Source organism: Pelagibacterium halotolerans B2 (assembly GCF_000230555.1).
In the GTDB taxonomy this organism is placed as follows: domain Bacteria; phylum Pseudomonadota; class Alphaproteobacteria; order Rhizobiales; family Devosiaceae; genus Pelagibacterium; species Pelagibacterium halotolerans.
This window is the reverse complement of sequence record NC_016078.1, coordinates 3040503-3055254: the sequence shown is the minus strand read 5'-3', so window position 1 is coordinate 3055254 and position 14752 is coordinate 3040503. Positions and strand designations below refer to the sequence as shown.

The 14752-nt window shown below is 61.9% G+C and carries 13 protein-coding genes; 10 read left to right on the top strand and 3 right to left on the bottom strand.

All coding sequences use genetic code 11. The features are described from left to right. The first annotated feature begins 16 nt into the window (after positions 1-16). The 4 genes from KKY_RS14975 (at position 17) to KKY_RS14960 (ending at position 3474) form a co-directional block, all read left to right on the top strand. Complete coding sequence (locus tag KKY_RS14975; RefSeq protein ID WP_014132220.1) at positions 17-1345, top strand: extracellular solute-binding protein; 1329 nt, start codon at positions 17-19, stop codon at positions 1343-1345. A 76-nt stretch (positions 1346-1421) separates the two neighbouring features. Next, positions 1422-2288: a carbohydrate ABC transporter permease gene (locus KKY_RS14970; RefSeq protein WP_014132219.1), complete on the top strand. Its 867-nt coding sequence runs from the start codon at positions 1422-1424 to the stop codon at positions 2286-2288. Continuing rightward, a complete protein-coding gene (locus tag KKY_RS14965; RefSeq protein ID WP_014132218.1) occupies positions 2285-3109 on the top strand; it encodes a carbohydrate ABC transporter permease in 825 nt (274 codons plus the stop codon). The genes KKY_RS14970 and KKY_RS14965 overlap by 4 nt, the downstream gene beginning before the upstream one ends. A gap of 110 nt (positions 3110-3219) precedes the next feature. Further along, positions 3220-3474 carry a hypothetical protein gene (locus KKY_RS14960; protein ID WP_014132217.1) on the top strand — a complete coding sequence of 85 codons (255 nt, stop codon included), beginning with the start codon at positions 3220-3222 and terminating at the stop codon, positions 3472-3474. A gap of 54 nt (positions 3475-3528) precedes the next feature. Here the strand turns inward: KKY_RS14960 and KKY_RS14955 are convergent, their stop codons facing one another. Beyond that, on the bottom strand, positions 3529-4881 hold the full coding sequence (locus tag KKY_RS14955) for a sensor histidine kinase (RefSeq protein ID WP_014132216.1): 1353 nt from the start codon (positions 4879-4881) through the stop codon (positions 3529-3531). Beyond that, positions 4878-5546 (bottom strand): response regulator transcription factor, encoded by a 669-nt coding sequence (locus KKY_RS14950; protein WP_014132215.1) that lies wholly within the window; start codon positions 5544-5546, stop codon positions 4878-4880. Before KKY_RS14950 ends, KKY_RS14955 begins: the two co-directional genes overlap by 4 nt. Before the next feature lie 139 nt (positions 5547-5685). Here KKY_RS14950 and KKY_RS14945 point away from each other — a divergent pair, with 139 nt between their 5' ends. Both KKY_RS14945 and KKY_RS14940 read left to right on the top strand, forming a co-directional pair. Then, positions 5686-6855 carry an efflux RND transporter periplasmic adaptor subunit gene (locus tag KKY_RS14945; RefSeq protein ID WP_158308084.1) on the top strand — a complete coding sequence of 390 codons (1170 nt, stop codon included), beginning with the start codon at positions 5686-5688 and terminating at the stop codon, positions 6853-6855. Between the two features lie 2 nt (positions 6856-6857). Next, entirely contained in the window at positions 6858-9974 is a 3117-nt protein-coding gene (locus KKY_RS14940) for an efflux RND transporter permease subunit (RefSeq protein ID WP_014132213.1), read from the top strand. A gap of 12 nt (positions 9975-9986) precedes the next feature. Here KKY_RS14940 and KKY_RS14935 read toward each other — a convergent pair whose 3' ends face one another. Next, positions 9987-10340, bottom strand: coding sequence for a hypothetical protein (locus KKY_RS14935; RefSeq protein WP_014132212.1), 354 nt, complete (start codon positions 10338-10340; stop codon positions 9987-9989). A 361-nt stretch (positions 10341-10701) separates the two neighbouring features. Here KKY_RS14935 and KKY_RS14930 point away from each other — a divergent pair, with 361 nt between their 5' ends. From KKY_RS14930 to KKY_RS14915, 4 genes are all read left to right on the top strand, one after another. Continuing rightward, positions 10702-11124: a hypothetical protein gene (locus tag KKY_RS14930; RefSeq protein ID WP_158308083.1), complete on the top strand. Its 423-nt coding sequence runs from the start codon at positions 10702-10704 to the stop codon at positions 11122-11124. Between the two features lie 78 nt (positions 11125-11202). Beyond that, positions 11203-12774 (top strand): methyl-accepting chemotaxis protein, encoded by a 1572-nt coding sequence (locus KKY_RS20970; RefSeq protein WP_014132210.1) that lies wholly within the window; start codon positions 11203-11205, stop codon positions 12772-12774. 41 nt (positions 12775-12815) lie between these two features. After that, a complete protein-coding gene (locus tag KKY_RS14920) occupies positions 12816-13676 on the top strand; it encodes a CheR family methyltransferase (RefSeq protein ID WP_014132209.1) in 861 nt (286 codons plus the stop codon). Continuing rightward, the gene (locus KKY_RS14915; protein WP_014132208.1) at positions 13673-14722 is read left to right on the top strand and encodes a protein-glutamate methylesterase/protein-glutamine glutaminase; all 1050 of its coding nucleotides are present in this window, start codon (positions 13673-13675) and stop codon (positions 14720-14722) included. The genes KKY_RS14920 and KKY_RS14915 overlap by 4 nt, the downstream gene beginning before the upstream one ends. The last annotated feature ends 30 nt before the right edge of the window (positions 14723-14752 follow it).

The window sequence follows — 14752 nt, the reverse complement described above, 5'->3', positions numbered from 1 at the left end:
CAAAGGGAACACAACCATGCGTAACACACTCTTGAAAAGTCTTGCGGCCGGGCTGATGGCCGCGGCCATGCCGTTGGCCGGCGTGCAGGCGGCTGTCACGGTGCTCGGCTGGCCGGGCGGGCCGGAAGAAACCGCGTTGCGGGCCGTTGCGGACATCTATAACGGCCAGGAAGGGCTGGCCGAAGAGGACCGTGTCGAGGTGCTGTTTTTCGCCCGCGATGGGTTCTGGGACAAGTTGCAGGCCGATCTTGCCGCGGGCACGCAGGCTTTCGATCTCAACCTGATCGCCACCTATTCCATCGGCCGCTATGCGCCGTTCATGGAGCCGGTGACGCTTTCGGACGAGGCCGAAGCCGTCTATGGCGAATCCGTGCTCTCGACCATGCAGTTCGAAGGCAACCAATATGGCGTGCCGACCGATCTCTCGCTGCATTTCATGTATTTCCGCGAGGATCTGATCGAGGGGCTTCTTGGCGATCCGGCGGCAGCGGAAACCTATGGGGATATTTCCGAGGAGTATCTGGGGACTCGGCTCGAACCCAAGGCACCCGATGAGTGGACCTGGGACGATTACGCCGCCACGGCGCTTTACTTCACCCAGGCGGTCAATCCCGACAGCCCCACGCGCTACGGCACCGTGCTGCAGATGCAGAATCTTTTGTTCAACATGATGGTCTGGCAGTCGACGGCCCGTTCATACGGCGGCAACTGGATGGATGACGAGGGCAATATCACAGTCGATTCCGAAGCCTATCGGCGGGGTCTCGAACTCTACAAACTGCTCTATGACGCAGGAGCGACGCCTGCGGATTCGACGTCGTACGAATTCCCCGAGGCCAATGCCGCTTTCGTTTCCGGGCAGGTGGCGACCATGCTGCAATGGAATGGCGCCGCGGGTGAACTCACCAACCCCGAAACCGCGCCCGCCATTGCCGACACAGTGGCCATCGTCGCGCCCCCGTCGGGGGACGAGGGCCGGTTTACCCATATCCACGGCCTTGGGTTCGGGCTCAACCAGAACGCGCCAAACAAGGACGGTGCGCTTGCCTTCCTGCAATGGCTCTCCACCGAGGAGGCCGCGCTTGCCTATGCGGCGAACAGCGGTGCGCCGGCGCTTACGCCCGAGGTTGTCGCGGCGATTGCGGATGAACGTCCCGATCTGGTCCAACTCGGCGAGTTCGCAGGCGAGTACGGCTATGTGATGAACGGGGCGACCGGGGCAAACGCGTTGAGCGTCTATGAGCTGCAGGCGCAGCATTTCACCGGCTACTGGACCGGGCAGGAAACGCTCGACGAGGCGCTTTCCGCCGTGGCCAGCGGCATGGAAAGCCTGTTGACCGAATAATCGCAATGCATGCGGCCGGGCGGTATGAAAGCCGCCCGGCCGTCCTTCATATTTTCGAGGTTCGATGGAAAAGCGGATGGACAGCAAACGGCATCTCGAATGGGGTGTGCTCAGCGCGCCGATGGTCCTTTTCCTGCTGCTCTTCCTGGGCTTTCCCGCGCTCGTCAATATCGTCTATTCGGTGTCGAGCGTGAGCTTTCAGACCTTGCGTTCCCCGGAGTTGAGCGGGTTTTCCAATTATGCCTCCGTGCTCAGCGACGGCGATTTCTGGCGCGCCATCTGGTTTTCTCTGCGCTTCGGTGTCATCACCGCGCTTGCCGAATGCCTCATCGGTTTCTTCCTCGCGATCTTTCTGGCGCCGCTTTTTGAAAAGCGTTCCTGGCTCTTGGCCATCATCATGCTGCCGCTCATGGTTGCGCCCGCTCTGGTCGGCCTGATGTATCGGCTGGTGCTGCACGAATTTGTGGGGCCGGTTCCCCATTACCTTTGGACGTGGTTCGGCTCGGCTCCGGCGTTTCTCAATGTCGCCAACGCGTTCTGGACACTGGTTGTTGTCGAAACCCTTCAGTGGACGCCGTTCGCCTTTCTGCTGTTTTACATGGCGCACAGGGCCATTCCGCTCGAAGTGCGCGAAGCGGCACAGATGGATGGATCGACCGGCTGGGACATGCTGTGGCGGATCGAAATTCCGCTGATGGCCTCCACAATCGCCATTGCGCTGTTCATCCGTTTCATCGATGGCTTCCGGGTGTTCGACAATGTGTATGTGCTGACCGGGAGCGGGCCGGGCGGTTCGACCCGGTCGCTGTCGATCTATGTCTATGAGGCGTTTTTCCGCCAGGGAGAGATCGGCCCGGCAGTGGCCGCTTCGGTACTGTTGTTCATTGCATCGTTTGCCGTGCTGTTTTTCATCAACCAGGGTCTTGCGAGGAGAGCGAGATGATCGTTGCCGCATTGCGCTGGGCGGTGTTTGCCATAGCGGCTTTCGCCCTCAATTTTCCGGTCATCGCAACGCTCGTGACCTCGTTCAAGAGCAGCCGGGAAATCGCCACCAATCCCGGTCTTTGGATCGAGGCGCCGACGCTGGAAAATTATGTCGCGGTGCTTCAGGTCACCGACCGGCTCAACATCTTTGCCTATCTGTGGAATTCGACAGTGGCGGCGCTGATCGGCACGACGCTGGCGATCGTTCTTGCCTTTCCTGCTGCCTACGCGGTGGCGCGCGCCGGGTATGGGCGGCGCATGCTGATGCCGTTGATCGTCAATCTGCGCGCGCTGCCGCTCATCATTTTCGCCATCCCCATCTACATGATGTTCCAATGGGTCGGCCTGCTCGATACCCAATTGGGTCTTGGGCTGATCCTTGTGATCGTCAACCTGCCACTGGCGCTGGTCATCCTCGTCAACGCCATTTCCGACATCCCGGTCGAGCTGGACGAGGCGGCGCATATGGATGGGGCCGGGCGGCTCAAGATCATCACTTCGATCATTGCGCCCGTGTGCCGCCCGGCGATCGTCACAACCTTCATCTTCGGGTTCATCACAGCCTGGAACGAATTTCTGTTCGGGCTGATGCTGACGACGCGCCATGCGGTGCCGATGACTGTGGGGGCGTCATTCTTTTTCTCCTCGGGCGGAGGCGGGATTCAGTGGGGCACGGCCTCGGCGGTGATGATCGTCGCGGCGCTACCGCCGGCGATTCTCGGGCTTGTCATGTATCGCCAGATCAGCCGGTCGATGACAGCGGGGGCGGTCAAGGGCTAGGGCCGGGAGCAAAGGCGACGACGTGCAATGTTGCGGCAATGTGGCGGGTCCATGGTCAGGACATCGCGGTCCTGCGGGGTCGCGGTCCTCACCAATTGGAGTTTAAAAAAATGTTCAAAAAGACCACCACGCTTGCTGTTGCCCTCTCGCTTTTCGCTATCCCCGCCTTCGCCCAGACAACTGTCGGCGGTGTGCAGGTTTCTGCCGAGGGCCTGCCCTATGTGGCAAGCTATTGCGAAGATCTCGATTCGATGAGCACTTCGGATCGGTTCGACTATACGCCGAGCCATGCGGACTCGATCGCTTCGGGCATTTCGCTCAAGACCGTCAAGCTGAGCGATTGCCAGCGCGCCGGGCTGATCTAAGCCTTTTGCATGACGATCAGACCGCCGGCCGGGTTCTTCGGAGCCCGGCCTTTTTTATGGCTGGGGTGATGCAAGCGGCAGGGCGATGGTGAAGGCGGCGCCACCCTGTGCCGATTGGCCGACCTTGATGGTGCCCTTGTGGCGCAGGACGATCTCCTGGACAAGATTGAGGCCCAGGCCCGCGCCGCGCGTGCTGGGCTTTACGCGGTAGAAGGGCTCGAAAATCCTTGCGCGCTGGGTGGGATCGATGCCAGGCCCGCTGTCGCCGACTGTCAGACTGCCATCGCTTGAGACCGAGACGTTGATCCTTGCGGACTGGCCGGCATGGGAAATGGCGTTCTGGATCAAATTGGTGACGGCGCGCATGAGGGCGACGCGGTCGCCATTGATATTGACCGTATCGGCATCGCTGTCGAAGGCGATTTCATCGTCGGACGCGATGACGAGCGGAGCCATTTCGGCGGCAGCTTCAGCGCCGAGCTTGACCAGATCGACGGTTTCAAAGCGCGAATGGCCGACATCGATGCGCTGCAGGTCGAGGAGTTGATCGGCAAGATTGGACAGTCGCGCGACGTCGAGCATCAACTGGCTGCGTTCGGGGCTGGGATCGAGCAGTTCGACGCGGGTCTGGAGGATGGCGATGGGCGTGCGCAATTCATGGGCGGCGTCGGCCATGAAACGGTGACGCCGCTCGATGCCTTCGTCGATCCGGCCCAGGGCGTCGTTGAATGCCGTTACCAAGGGCTGCATTTCGAGCGGAACGTCGTCGGTAGTCAGCCGCATTCCGGGCTGGTGGATGTCGATATGGGCCGCTTCGCGCGCGACTTCGTCCAATCCTTTCAGAGCGCGCCGAAGGGTGAATGGAATGGCGACAATCAAGACAAGCGACAGGGCCGCGGAAAAAATCACGAAATATTTGTTGGCGAACAAAAGACCGACCGATAGCCAGTCGAACCGGGGCCCGCCGCCTGTCGCAATGTGCACCCTTCCCGCTTCGGAGCCGGCTTGCCGGACGATGAGAGCGGCGACTTCAGGAAAGTCTTCGCTGCCAAAATCCCCGAACGAGATATAGCCCAGATATTCAAGGGCTGGCGCAAACGCCTCGGGAATCGGGCCGTCGCTGACGACCTGCCCCCTATCGGTGCGGGCGTAGTACCAGAATCCGGGGAACCTCGCGCTGATCTTGCTCAGCATTTCGTTATCGGGGTCGATCGCCATGCGGCCGTCCTCGAACGTGATCGCATCGGCGATGACGCCGACCACGCGATCGTCAAGGCCGACCCCTGTCGCAAAACGGGAGATGGGGACCGAGGCAATCAGCGCAAAGGCAATGAGCGCGAGAATCTGGAACAGGACCAGCTTGCGCGTCAGCCTGGACCGCAGAGAATTCCAGCGTCCGAGAATCATCGAATTTCCCGCAAAAGATAGCCGATGCCGCGGATGGCGTGGATTTCGACGCGAGCGGCGGCGAGCTTGCGGCGTAGGCGCGAAAGGTGAGCATCGAGTGCGTTCGAGGCGATGTCGTCGTCAAAGCCGTAAACCGCCTGTTCGAGCGTATCGCGCGAGACGGTGCGTCCGGCCCGCTTGATGAGGGCCTCAAGGGCAAGGAGTTCACGGCGGGGCAACTCGATGGGCTCGCCATTGATCCGCACTGCATTGTGCTCGGGCTCGAAGTCCAGAGCGCCGATGGAGAGGGTTTCCGACCGCATCTGGGCGGGGCGGCGCAGGACTGCACGCAGGCGGGCCAACAATTCATCGACCGAGAAAGGCTTGGCGAGATAGTCGTCGGCGCCCTCATCGAGCCCTGTGACGCGATTGTCGGGCGAGCCCAGCGCCGAAAGGACGATGATGGGCATTGCCGGGTTCTGGCGGCGCAGTTCGGGAATGAGTGAGAGCCCTTCACCGTCGGGGAGCTTGCGGTCGAGCAGTACGGCGTCATGGGTATGGCTCAGGCACGCCTCGCGGGCGATCTCGAGGCTTGGTGCATGATCGACAACGATGGAGTGGCGTGCGAGGGCGGACCTTAAGAGATTGGCCATCTCGTCCTCGTCTTCAACCAGTAGTATCCGCATTCAACACCTTCCTGAGCCCTGTGTTCTTTGCAGGGCTGGGTTGCGCCAACATTGCGTTGTCGTGGCGGGCCTTGCAATGTTGCTGCAATCCAGCGCGCCGATTGATGTCGGCAACATTTACTCGCGCCAGTGCTGGATCATGACCGAACACACTCAATCAGCCTCCAATCCTTCTGCCAAGCCCAACCGCCGCCGTTGGGCGGGCGCCGCTGTCGTTCTGGCGCTCGTTGCCGGAGGCGGGTTTGCCCTGAGCGGTGCTTTCGACGCACCACAGGCCCAGGATATGCCGACGCCCGTGACCGCTGAGCCGAGTATCATGCAGTTGCACACAAGCGAGGTTTATGACGTCGCGCCGCAGGATCTTTCGGCAGCGATCGCGTTTACCGGTTCGGTGCGGCCGGTCCAGAGTGCGGATATTTCGGCCCAGGTCGCCGGAATCGCCAATCAGGTGCACGTCCAGGCGGGCGACGCGGTTGCCGCCGGCGATGTGCTCGTCGAAATCGATGCAACAGATCTCAACCTGCAATTGCGCCAGCAGCAGAGTGCGCTCAGTTCGACGGAAATCCAGCTCAACGCGGCGCGGCAGACGCTCGATCGCGTCCGCTCGCTCGCCGAGCGTGGGTCGACGCCGCAGGCGAACCTCGATGCGGCGATTGCCGAGGTCGACGGGCTCGAAGCCAGCCTTGCCTCGCTGCAGTCGCAGGTCGAGCAGGTGCAGACCAATATCGGGCGCACGATCATCAGGGCCCCGTTTGACGGCATGGTTTCGAACCGCATGGTCGAGCCTGGACAGGTGGTGAGCCAAGGGGCGGTGGTCGTCTCGCTGGTCGATCTGAGCCGGGTGACGGTCGATGCGATGGTGCCGCTGGCGCAGACGGCTTCAATCACGGCGGGCCAGACCGCCAGCCTCGAAGTCCAAGGGCTCGACGGTTCGGTGTTCGAAGCGGCGGTCGAGCGGATCAATCCGGTGGCCGAAGAGGGCACCCGTTCGGTCGTCGTGCATCTGGGGCTCGACAATCCCGACTCCCGGTTGCGCGGCGGTATGTTCGTTACCGGCCGAATCGTGACCGAGGCCGCGAGCGACGTGATCGCCGTGCCGCAAGATGCGGTGCTTGGCGACGACGAGGAGCACTATGTGCTTGCCGTGGTCGATGGCGAAATTACCCGCCGGGCCGTCAGCATCGAAAAGGTCTGGGACCGGCTGGGAATGGTTGAGATCGGGGAAGGCGTCGCGTCCGGCGACCTCATCGTGGCATTGCCGCTCTCGGGGCTCGAGGCGGGCCAGAGTGTCGTCGTGGGAGCGCTCTAGAGATGTTTCTGACTCGAATCAGTGTCCGTCATCCGGTGTTTGCGACCATGGTCATGGTCGCGATCCTGGTCTTTGGCATCAACGCATTCCGGTCCATGCCGATCGAGCAGTATCCCGACGTCGATTTTCCCGTTGTCGCGGTTCTGACGCCCTATACGGGCGCCGCGCCCGAGGCCGTGGAGACCGAGATTTCCGAGGTTATCGAGGAAGCGGTCAATACGCTGGCCGGGATCGAAACGGTTTCATCGACATCGAGTTCGGGCCATTCGACGGTCATCGTGCAGTTCACGCTCGAAACCGACAGCATGCAGGCGGCGCAGGAAGTGCGCGACCGGCTGGCGGCGGTGACACTTCCCGATGGCGCCGACACGCCGCAAGTCCTGCGGTTCGATCCCACGGCAACGCCCATGGTCTCTCTGGCGCTCAGCGGACAGAACCAATCGATGACCGATCTGACCCGGATCGCCAATGATGTGATCGCGCCTGCCATGACCAATGTCGACGGCGTGGGCAGTGCGACGGTGGTGGGCTCGATCGAAGAACAGGTCGATATCCTTATCGATCCGGACAGGCTGAGCGCCTATGGCATTGGCGTGTCCGAAGTGGTTTCGGCCTTTGCCAGCGACAATATGACGATTCCCTCCGGCTCTGTGGACAACGGGTTGTTGGTCCAGACCGTGCAGCTCAACACCGAGCTTGGGTCAATCGAGGACTTCGCATCCATCGTCGTGGCCCGGCAGGGCAGCCAGACCATATTGCTGAGCGACGTCGCCGATATTGCGCGCGGACAATCCGAACTCGACGGGCTGGCGCTTCAGAACGGCGAACAGGCGTTGGCGATCAACATTTCCAGGGTCGATGGCGGCAACACGGTCGAGATCGCCCATGAGGTTCACGACCTTGTCGCCGAACTCAACGCAGGCGGCAGGCTCGAAGGCGCACGGATCGAGGTGCTTCAGGACAGCGCCGAGCAGATCGAGGCCAACTATCACACGCTCGAATCCACGCTTTTGGAAGGCGCCATTCTCGCGGTGGCGATCGTCTTTCTGTTCCTCAATTCCTGGCGCTCGACGGTCATCACCGGAATGACGCTGCCGATCTCGATCCTGGGCACGCTGGCGGTGATTTCCATGCTCGGGTTTTCGCTCAACATGATGACCATGCTGGCGTTGACGCTGTCGATCGGCATTCTGATCGACGATGCGATCGTTGTGCGCGAAAACATCACGCGACATCTGCATATGGGCAAGAGCCATTTCCAGGCGGCGCTCGATGGCACCAATGAGATCGGTCTCGCGGTGCTGGCCACGACATTGTCGATCTGCGCTGTGTTCCTGCCGCTGGCCTTCATGGAAGGCATTGTGGGGCAGTTCTTCCTGCAGTTCGGTGTGACCGTCGCAGTGGCCGTCCTGATCTCGCTTTTCGTCAGCTTCACCCTCGATCCGATGATGTCGAGCGTCTGGTACGAGCCCCACGCGCATCCGGGCGCCAAGCGCGGCCCGCTTGGCCGGGCGATCGCCAAGTTCGAGCACGGTTTCGAGGCACTGGGGAGGCGCTACAAGCGCGTGCTCGGCTGGAGCCTGCGCCATCGGGTAATGACGCTGGTCGGCGCGGTGGGTATTTTCGTTTCGAGCTTCGCGCTGGTGCCGCTGGTCGGGTTCGAGTTCATGCCGGTGAGCGACAGCAGCCTTGTCAACATCGAAGTGGAAACGCCGGTCGGATCGTCACAGGACTATACGGCGATCAAGGCGCGGCAGGTCGACGCCATCGTCCGTGGCATCGAGGGTGTCGAGAGCACCTACACCAACGTCAATTCGGGTACGGCGGGCGGCGAGAATATGGCGGCGATCACCGTCAATCTGCTCGATCCTGGTGAGCGCGCGCTTTCCGATGTCGCGATCATCGAGGAGATAAGGCGCGCCACCACGGTTGTCCCGGGAATCGAATTGACGGCCAGTGCCGGTGGCGGACTGGGAACCGGTGGCGCGCCCATCACGCTCAATCTGCGCGGTGGCGACCTTGCAGGGCTGACCGAGGGCGCACAGATGGTCGCCGACGCGGTGGCCGCGGTACCCGGTGCCATCGACGTCAAGATGAGCACACAGCAGGCACAGCCCATGCTCGACATTGTTGTCGACAGGCAGGCGGCGAGCGATCTGGGGATAACGGCGCAGCAGGTGGGATCGGCCATGCGGGTGATGATCGCCGGTGAGGTGGCCAGCGAATGGACCAATGAGCGCAACGACCGCATCGACGTCATGGTGCGACTGCCTCAGGAGCTGCGGTCCGATATCGAGGGATTGGCCAGCCTGCCGGTTGCCCAGCAGGCCAGTGGCGGCACGGCCGTGTCGGTGCCTCTTGGACAGGTTGCCAGACTCGATGAGACAGTCGGGCCGAGCGAGATCGAACGGCAGGCACTGGCGCGCCAGATCACCATCAGTGCCAATGTGGACGATCGTGTCCTGGGCGATGTGATCGCCGATATCGACGCGGCCGTGGCGGCGCTGGACCTGCCGGACGGCGTGGCGATCGAGCAGGGCGGCGATGCCGAGATGCTGGCCGACACCACATCGAGCATGGGCGCTGCGCTGCTTCTTGCCGTGGTGTTCATCTATCTTGTTCTTGCCAGCCAGTTCGGCAGCTTCCTGCAGCCGATCGCCATCATGACGGCATTGCCGCTGTCGCTGGTGGGCGTGCTTTTGGGGCTGATGGTGGGCGGATCGACCCTCAACATGTATTCGATGATCGGGTTCGTCATGCTCATGGGGCTGGTGGTGAAGAACGCTATTCTTCTCGTGGACAACACCAACCAGCACGTCAGGGCCGGGCGGCCGCTCAAAGAGGCGCTGATCGAGGCGGGCGGTACGCGGTTCCGGCCGATTATAATGACGACGCTGGCCATGATCTTCGGCATGCTGCCGCTGGCCCTCGCGTTGCATCCGGGCAGCGAGGCGAATGCCCCGATGGCGCATGCGGTGATCGGCGGGCTGATCAGCTCGACCCTGCTGACGTTGCTCGTGGTGCCGGTGATGCTCACCTATGTGGAAGGCTTCGGAAAATGGGTGGGCCGATTCCTGCCAAGGGCGCCCGAAGATCATGAGCAGCCGGCCGCGACATAGTCGAGGGGTGTTCTAGAAAAACTCGACTTCGCCCGAATTGGTTCGCGCGGCGATGCCCGAAAGGGACTCGTCGCGCAATTCGTCAAGGGTCAGGGTCGACCAGACGCCTTCGGCGGCCTTGTCGTCGCTGCCGTCGGAGAGGTCGGCAAGCTTGCGCGCGGCGTCAGCCATGTTGCGGCAGCGCTGTTCGATGCGGTCCTGCATCTGGAGGGCGACGACAATCTGGCGAATGGCGGTGGAGCGGGCCGCGTTGCAGTCGATCGAGGTGTCGCCGAGAGTGAGAAGACTGGCGGTGATGCCATCGACCATTTCCGCCGTCTGGCGAGCGGTTTCTTCCAGCTCTCTGGCCAGTTTGTGCAAGCTCATGCACCCAATCCCCGATTCTCAACACCAGCGATCATAGTGGCAGACTTCTAAACCGATGCTTGCCGATTTTCGCTATCGGTAGTCATCGCTGGTTAGGGTTAGCAAATGGCTAACGAATGGCGCGATAGGGTTGGAAAAATATCAATCGAAAAACCGGTATCTCCCGGTTTCAAAGAAAATCCAGGGAAGCGGTAATGCCGTTCAGACTGCCTTGATGCCGGACACTTTCACCCGTGGCGTGGTGACCACCGTTCACCAGGGAGATTGTGTCATATCCAATGAGCCGGAAGCGACGTTTTCGACGATCCTGGGGTCATGCATTTCTGCTTGCGTGCGCGACAGGGAGGCAAGGATCGGGGGGATGAACCATTTTCTGCTGGCCAGCCAGTCGGGCTCGTCCAAGGACAGATTCGGGGAATCGGCCCGCTACGGTGCGTTCGCCATGGAGCAGCTCATCAACATGGTTTTAAGCAAAGGCACCGGGCGGAAGGGGAATCTCGAGTTCAAGGTGTTCGGCGGCGGCAACATTCATGCCGGTATGCATGACGTGGGGCTGAAGAACATAGAATTCGTGCGCGAATTCCTGGGCAATGAAGGCTATGTGCTGGCGAGCCACGACATGGGGGGGAGCTATGCCCGGCGGGTGATGTTCCAGCCCCATACGGGCCGGGCCTTTGTCAAACGGCTCGACTCCACCGACAATGCGAGGCTCGTGCGCGAGGAGCTGGCGATTGCCAACCGCCGTCCCGCAAAGCCGGTGCTCGATGATATCGAACTGTTCTAGGTGGGGCGGGCGAAACCCTTCCCGCAATCTTACCGGGAAGCGGTCTTGCTCACAAAGCGTTAACCATAGGCTTTTAGGGTGGCGCGACGCTTTCTTATTGTCGGCAATCCATTGGCTCGAACCCGCCTTGTTACCGCACTGTTGGCGCTCTGGTCGGCGACCCTGGCGGTCTGCCTGTTTGTTGCCGTCAATTTTTCGTCCCTTTCGTGGTGGCCGCTGGCGGTTGGCGGGGTCTGGGCGGCGGCGATTGCCGTCAGTTTTGCGGTCGCAATCCTTGCCGACCGGGCGCAGCGCCGTGTGCTGTCGGCGCTGGGCGAGGCGGTGGGGAGCGGGCCGATCGGCAAGAGCCGCGAAATCGAGCATATGCGGGCCATCACCGCCAATCTGTGCCTGCGGCTGGAACGCGCCATGACCTATTGCACGGCCTTTGAAACGCTGGCGCGTCCGGCCATGCTGGTCGATGGACAGGGCATTATTGTCAAGATGAGCGCGGGACTGACGGCGCTGGCGCCTGAATGCGCCGAAACCGATACAGCGGTCGCCCTGCTGGGCATAGCCGTTGAGCTGGAGGAAACACCGACAAGCCATGCGGTGGCGCTTTCGGGGCAACGCCATATCGCAACCGCCAGCCCGCTGGCGCCGGATCGCTGGCTGATCGAGCTCGACCGACCGGGGCGCGTGGTTCCCGCGACGGTGCTCGACGAGATCGGGCAGGCGCTGGCGGGGGGGCGCACGGGCTATCGAATCGCCGCCGACCTCGTCGAGGACGTGCCCGAATTGGAGCTGGTCAATGCAGGGCTGGCAACGCTCGATGCGGCGGCGGCTCGCCTCGATGCTCTGGCGCAAGGCTCCCCGATTGACGATGGCGGGGCCAATGACGGCCTGGCGGCGCGGATCACCGGGCTGGCGCGGCAGATCGAGGGCATCGATGCCGAACGCGAAACAGCGCTCGACATGCATCGGCGGGCCCGCGAACGGCTCGAGAAGGTGGGAGCGCTCGTTGAAATCTGCCGTGAGGCGGCACAGACCCTGACACGGTCGGCGGACAATGCGCGCCATCATATGGAAACGGCGCGTGGGGAGATCGATGCCGGGCGCTCACTGGCCGGACGCACAGCCGAGGGTGCGAGGGGGCTGAGCGCGAATTTTGAGAAGGCCAGGGCTTCGGCCGAAGAAACAAGCGAGCGCGTTGCGGCGGTAACCGGGCTGGTGGGTAAGATCGACAAGCTGGTGGCGGGGATCGAGGAAGTGGCGTTCCGCACCAATCTTTTGGCGCTGAACGCTGCCGTGGAAGCGGCGCGGGCCGGGGAAAAGGGCGCAGGGTTTGCCGTGGTGGCCAGCGAAGTGCGCGAACTGGCTCAAGCCAGCGCCAAGACCTCCAAGGACATAAGGGCATTGGTCAAGACCGGGCTGGGAGAAGCCGATGCCGGAGCGCAAGGGGCGCAGGTGTTGGCCGAGACCATGAGTACCGTTACCGCTCATTTACTGAATTTAAGTGAGGAGACGGCAATGATCGGAACCAGTCTTGCAAGCGGGGAAGAAGCGCTTGTGGCGGCGCGCTCCGATGTCGATCTGATCGGGGATCGGGCAAAACAACAGGCCGAGGCGCTCGATGCGCAGCCGGTGGGGCAATCAGTCGGCAGAGCCTAGTTTCGATGGGCGAAGACCGGCATCGGGGAGTCGGAACTTGTATGGACAATGGTGAATTTCCACTCAGCGAAAGAGAATTTTCGCGAATCCGCGAGCGCGTCTATCGCGTAGCGGGCATTTCGCTTTCCGACGCCAAGCGCACACTGGTGGTTTCTCGCCTGTCCAAGATCGTACGCGGGCTCTCGCTGTCCGGGTTCGATGCCTATATCGACTTTCTCGAGACGCAGGGCCGGCCCGAGGATGATCAGAATTTCGTCAATGCGCTGACCACGAACCTGACGCGGTTCTTCCGCGAGGATCATCATTTCGATCATCTCACGAGCTATGTGGCGGGACTGATCGCCAAGCCGCAACGCGTGGGCAAGGGCGCCAGGCCGCGCTTGCGGATCTGGTCGGCGGGATGCTCGACCGGGCAGGAGCCCTATACGATCGCGTTGAGCCTTCTGGCCGCGTTTCCCGAACTCAAGCGCTGGGATTTCCGCATTCTTGCCACCGATATCGATTCCAACGTCGTGAACAAGGCGGCGCGAGGCATCTATCCGGCGAGCGAGCTCAATGGGCTCTCCGCGCAACGGGCCGGATTGTTTGAAAAGACGGCAACAGGGGACATCCTCATCCCGAACGCGGCGCGGGAGCTTGTCACTTTCAAGCTGCTCAATCTCATCGAAGCCTGGCCGATCAGCGGTCCGTTCGACGCGATCTTCTGCCGGAACGTGGCGATCTATTTCGACAAGCCGACGCAAGGGACGCTGTTTGACCGGCTCGGACAGGTTCTGGCTCCCGACGGGTTCTTATATATCGGCCATTCGGAAAACCTGCAGGCCGTTTCCAAGGGTTTCAGACTGGTCGGCAAGACTGTCTATCAACGCAAGGCAAATGCCGATGCAAAGGATGCAGCATGAGCAATATCAGGGTCCTCGTCGTCGACGATTCGGCGCTCATTCGGGACGTGCTTTCCAAAACGCTGGCGCAGGAGGGCGATATCACCGTGGTGGGCACGGCGCATGATCCGCTCGATGCGCGCGACAAGATCAAGGCACTCAATCCCGATGTCGTGACGCTCGATATTGAAATGCCCAACATGAACGGCCTGGCCTTTCTGCAAAAGATCATGCGGCTGCGGCCCCTGCCGGTGGTGATGGTTTCCACGCTAACCACGAAAGGTGCGTCCGAAACCATGCTGGCGCTGGAGCTGGGTGCTGTCGATTTCGTCGCCAAGCCCGGCACCGAGATGGCGGGCGGGCTCGAAGCGTTCGGTGCGACCTTGCGTGAGAAGGTGCGCTTTGCGGCGCAATCGGACGTGCAGGCTCGGGCCCATCGCGCCCAGGCACCGGACCTGCCGCTCAAGACGGCGGCGGCGCCTCAGGGGGCACTGATCGCGATTGGCGCGTCGACAGGTGGCGTCGAGGCCATCCGGCAGGTGCTCTCATCGATCCCCGCCGATTGTCCACCTATCGTCATTGCCCAACACATGCCAAAGGGGTTCACTGCGCGCTTTTCCGCCCGGCTCAACGAGCTTGTGCCGGTGCGGGTGATCGAGGCCGCTGACCGGATGGTGCTCGAGCGGGGCACGGCCTATGTCGCGCCCGGGGATTTCCATCTGCGGGTGGAAAAGACGTCGGGCCAGCTCAAATGCCGGGTGACCCAGGATGAACAAACCTCTGGCCATCGACCGAGCGTGGACGTGCTTTTCAGTTCAGTGGCCAAGGTGGTGGGCTCCATGGCAGTCGGGGCGATCCTGACCGGCATGGGGCGCGATGGGGCCGCGGGCCTAAAGGCCATGCGCGAAGCTGGCGCGTTCACCATCGGACAATCCCAAGGATCCGCGCTGATCTATGGCATGCCCAAGGTGGCGTTCGAGATGGGCGCGGTGACCGAGGAAGCTCCGGTGGAAAAGATCGCCGGGCGGCTGGTCAGCGCTCTCATGAAGCTCAAGGCCGCAGCTTGAGGCTTTGTATTGAGATTATTGTAACGGTTG